The organism is Staphylococcus sp. GDY8P85P, assembly GCF_017892405.1.
Lineage (GTDB): Bacteria > Bacillota > Bacilli > Staphylococcales > Staphylococcaceae > Staphylococcus > Staphylococcus borealis.
Genome location: NZ_JAESLA010000019.1, coordinates 1 through 4,207, shown reverse-complemented (window position 1 = coordinate 4,207; position 4,207 = coordinate 1). Strand labels below are relative to the sequence as shown.

The window sequence follows — 4,207 nt, the reverse complement described above, 5'->3', positions numbered from 1 at the left end:
TCAAAATTGGGACTATGACGACATTAATGACGAATTCATTTGACCGAATAATAAACGGCTAGGTTTTAAAAGATATGCCTATCGTCATGATAAGTATGGTTACAAGCGAGACTTCAAATTATATGAATGTGATGATTGTTCAGAATGTCCTCTAAAAAATCAATGTATGAACTTCAATTCAAAAACAAACAAAAAAATAATGAAGTATTATAACTGGGCGTATTTTAAATCCCAAATTAACAAAAAGCTTTCAGAACCAAAAACAAAAAATATCTACAGTCAAAGAAAAATTGATGTGGAACCTATTTTTGGATTTATGAAGGCTATTTTGGGTTTCACTCGGATGTCTGTCCGAGGACTCAATAAAGTCAAAAGAGAACTTGGTTTTGTATTAATGGCACTTAATATAAGAAAAGTAGTAGCTCAACGAGCTGAAAATAATCAAAAAATTTATAAAAAAGACAATTTCTATATTATTTCAATAGAAATTGTCTTTATTTACTTATCCAAGAACTTTATGTCCCGGACTCTTATCGTTTTAGCAATAACTCACTGGTTTGAAAATGCGCTTAAATCAATTTCATTCAAACCTAGTCATGATTGCCACCGTGCCCAAGTGAAGAAAATTTTATCAAGACATTCTCTTTCCTAAAGAGGGACGACGAATTTATTTTACTTCTGTCCCACTCTCTCCGTTCATTCTAATACTTAGAAATTAAATGTTTATTTTTACGTGGTGCTTTTGGTGGCACTTCTTCTAAATCTGTTAAATATAGGAAACCAGCAATAATTTCGTCTCCTTGTACACCAAATACTTTTCGAACTTTAGGTTCAAAAATATAAGGTGGTGTCTTCCAACATGTACCAATACCTTGTTCATGCAATAGTAGCATTAAATTTTGAGCATATGCACCCATCGCAAAGAAGTTTTCGCGATTTTGTCGTTGTCTTGGATCTGTTTTAAGCACGAGTACTAACATGCCACCCAAATTAGTCACATTCTGGTAGTGGTCTTCTTGTTTATCAGGGTCATTTGGAAAAGCAAAATGCGTAACATCTCTACTCATCTCCCCTAATCTATCCTTAGCTATATGGATAATTCTCCATGGTTCTCGCATTCCATGATTTGGAGCATCTGCTGCTTTCTCAATCGCTTGATAAAGCTTATTGTCATCTATAGTCATATCATGTTTGAATTTCTTAATACTTCTTCTTGAAGCAATTGCTTCTTGTAGTTCCACAATTATCGCCCCTTATTATTGATAATTCTTCTCAATTATAAAACCTTTACCACTTAATTTCAAATGTCTATTAATGATTCTCATAAAATAGTAATTGCTGTTTTAAACGATTGATATGTATTTGTCCTGGCGCTTGAGGTTCACCTAAACATCCATATGATACTGTACCACCAAATACACCTTGCGCAGTTCTACTCACTAAACCAGTACTAGACATTGAAATACCAATCACTTTCGCATCTAATGTATCTGCACTTGCTGCCATTGCTTCAAGTAACGTAACCACATCTTCTTTGCCATGAGGCATCACAGCAATTTTGACATAATCAGGATTGAATTGATTCATTTTATAATAAGTAAATTTTAATATATCTGTTTCAGGCGTTTCTTCAAAATTGTGATATGAAATGACAACTTGTTTATTGTTTTGATGTGCTAAGTTGACTAAATCTCGGTATGCACTGACATCACAATCACTATCCCATTCAATATCAATCATATGGCAATGATGACCTTTGATAATGTTGTTCAATAAAGCCATGTAGCTTTCATACGACATTTCACCTTGGCCACCTTGTGACAGCGTACGATATGTTACTAAAACTTTAACGCTCAAATTCATATCTTGTAGACGCTTGAGATTGGATTCAAGTAACTCAAGATGTTGTTGTTTCCATTGATCAATTCGTAATTCTAGTATATCCATATCTTCACTAAAGACCTGAATATCATCTAGTGTTGCTGTATCCAATAATTGATTCGGAGCTACTGTTGCAGCCACTTCAACGTTAGTCATAAAGTTTCCTTCTTCCTAAATTAAACTTGCATTTATTTTAAACTATTGTCAGTCTATCTCCAACCTCAAGTAACTTACTTTATCGATTAATTTACTATTTAATGATTTAATATTTTATAAATGGGTAGATAATGATTGTATACGAATTTAGGAGGTAATAATAATGGCAGTTCAATATGAAACAAAAGCAACAAACGTTGGTGGACGTAAAGGACATGTAAACACTGACGATAATGCAATAAATGTAGATGTATTACCACCACAACAAGCGGACGGAAAAGCAACTAACCCTGAACAATTATTTGCAGCTGGTTACGCTTCATGCTTTAATGGTGCATTTGACCTTATCTTAAAACAAAATAAAGTGCGTGGCGCTGAGCCAGAAGTAACTTTAACTGTACGCCTTGAAGATGATCCTGATGCAGAAAGTCCAAAACTAAGTGTAGCAATCGATGCTAAAGTAAAAAATGTATTGTCTCAAGAAGACGCTGAAAAATATTTACAAGATGCACATGAATTCTGTCCATATTCTAAAGCAACACGTGGTAATATCGACGTTGATTTAAATGTGGAAGTTGTAGAATAATTGCATTTTAAATAAATAGACAAATGATTAATTTAATCACTTGTCTTAGTTTTAGACACAAAAATTCTTTTTTCTAGAATTTTTGTGTCTTCTTTTTTTGTGAAATTTTCAGATTTAAGTTATTCTATAAATACAGTAAATAAATAACTTTATAAAACATTTATACATATTAAATCTCAAATAGTTTATAATAAAATTGTTTTTACATCAATTTTTTTGAGCTTGACCTATTAATCATACAAATTTTGCGATTATAGAACTGTGACCTATGATAGGTATAGGAGGACATAATGACAACGATTCGTATACTAAAACAAAATGACTTAGCATATTATACTCAATTATTATCAAGCAATTCCCACACTTATTCATGGGATAAAGTATACCTCGAGAATATCTCTAATGATGACCTGAATCAAATACTTTCTGATGATGAAGCATTTTGTAATATAATCGGTGCATTCAAGGATGATAAACTTGTTGCATGTGTGACATTACGTCAGTTAAAACAAGTTGGAACTTCCCATAAAGCCATGCTAGAGAATTTATTCTTTCTTGATAAGAAGGATGAAACAACACTTCAAGATTTAATGAAAGCTGCTTTAGATCATGCCAAATCTCGTAACATCGAAAAACTAATGACATGTGTGACGTCTAATAACATTACCGGTAAAATCTTTTTCTCAACTTTAGGATTTGAAACATTAGGACTTGAAGCGAAATCTTCAAAAATTGGTGATGACTATTTTGATGTACATTGGTTATTATATGATATTGTCTAACCCTTTTTCATAATTGCTTAACATTTTTCTAGACATTTCATATGTGACCTTTATAATGAGTTTTATATTCTAAATTTTCAGAATTTGTTGATTCAAAATTGCTTATATGCGGGGTATAAAATGATACAAGCTGTTATACACGGGCTCTTATTGGCAATAGGCTTAATATTACCTTTAGGTGCCCAAAATATATTTGTCTTTAACCAAGGTGCTAATCAAACGAAATTTCGGCATGCACTGCCTGCTGTAATTACGGCTGGACTATGTGATTCTTTACTCATAGTATTAGCTGTCATAGGTGTATCTTTAATCCTTATGTCATTTCCATTGCTCCAAATTGTAGTATACATCATTGGATTAATATTTCTACTATATATGGCATGGTCATTGTGGCATGAGCAAAGTACGCATTTAGATGATCAGAGGGGAATCTCACCTGCTAAGCAAATAAGCTTCGCCCTTTCTGTTTCACTCCTTAATCCACATGCAATTATGGATACAATTGGAGTGATTGGTACAAGTGCCTCTGCCTACACCGGTTCTGAAAAGATAGCTTTTACTATAGCGACGATTAGTATTTCATGGTTGTGGTTTATCTTTTTAGCAATTGCTGGACGCAGTGTGGGTCACTTTGATAAGTCCGGTCGATTATTGATAATATTAAATAAAATATCAAGCATTATCATTGTTATCGTTGCATTAATGATACTTCAAAAAATGTTCCATTTACTATTTTAAAAGTGCTGTTGTATATGCGCTAAGGACTCATTCTAAATAGCACAAAAAACATACTAAGATTAGC

The 4,207-nt window shown here is 32.8% G+C and carries 5 protein-coding genes and 1 pseudogene; 4 read left to right on the top strand and 2 right to left on the bottom strand.

The window, feature by feature from the left end; translation table 11 throughout:
- A pseudogene (locus KA828_RS04770) lies at nt 1–532 on the top strand (transposase); the annotation flags it as partial.
- 169 nt (nt 533–701) lie between these two features.
- Here the strand turns inward: KA828_RS04770 and KA828_RS04765 are convergent.
- Both KA828_RS04765 and aroD read right to left on the bottom strand, forming a co-directional pair.
- A complete protein-coding gene (locus KA828_RS04765; protein WP_053029858.1) occupies nt 702–1,241 on the bottom strand; it encodes a nitroreductase family protein in 540 nt (179 codons plus the stop codon).
- 70 nt (nt 1,242–1,311) lie between these two features.
- Complete coding sequence (gene aroD, locus KA828_RS04760; RefSeq protein WP_193839600.1) at nt 1,312–2,037, bottom strand: type I 3-dehydroquinate dehydratase; 726 nt, start codon at nt 2,035–2,037, stop codon at nt 1,312–1,314.
- A 163-nt stretch (nt 2,038–2,200) separates the two neighbouring features.
- On the opposite strand from aroD, the gene KA828_RS04755 reads away from it, so the two are divergent.
- The 3 genes from KA828_RS04755 (at nt 2,201) to KA828_RS04745 (ending at nt 4,143) form a co-directional block, all read left to right on the top strand.
- On the top strand, nt 2,201–2,623 hold the full coding sequence (locus tag KA828_RS04755) for an organic hydroperoxide resistance protein (protein ID WP_053029860.1): 423 nt from the start codon (nt 2,201–2,203) through the stop codon (nt 2,621–2,623).
- Nucleotides 2,624–2,913: 290 nt separating this feature from the next.
- Nucleotides 2,914–3,405 (top strand): GNAT family N-acetyltransferase, encoded by a 492-nt coding sequence (locus KA828_RS04750; protein ID WP_075109343.1) that lies wholly within the window; start codon nt 2,914–2,916, stop codon nt 3,403–3,405.
- Nucleotides 3,406–3,525: 120 nt separating this feature from the next.
- Nucleotides 3,526–4,143, top strand: coding sequence for a LysE/ArgO family amino acid transporter (locus KA828_RS04745; protein WP_210125549.1), 618 nt, complete (start codon nt 3,526–3,528; stop codon nt 4,141–4,143).
- Nucleotides 4,144–4,207: the final 64 nt, after the last annotated feature.

Bases quoted from the DNA above. Each gene is read 5' to 3' on its own strand.
- aroD (WP_193839600.1), bottom strand. From the start codon at position 2,037: ATGACTAACGTTGAAGTGGCTGCAACAGTAGCTCCGAATCAATTATTG.
- KA828_RS04755 (WP_053029860.1), top strand. From the start codon at position 2,201: ATGGCAGTTCAATATGAAACAAAAGCAACAAACGTTGGTGGACGTAAA.
- KA828_RS04750 (WP_075109343.1), top strand. From the start codon at position 2,914: ATGACAACGATTCGTATACTAAAACAAAATGACTTAGCATATTATACT.
- KA828_RS04745 (WP_210125549.1), top strand. From the start codon at position 3,526: ATGATACAAGCTGTTATACACGGGCTCTTATTGGCAATAGGCTTAATA.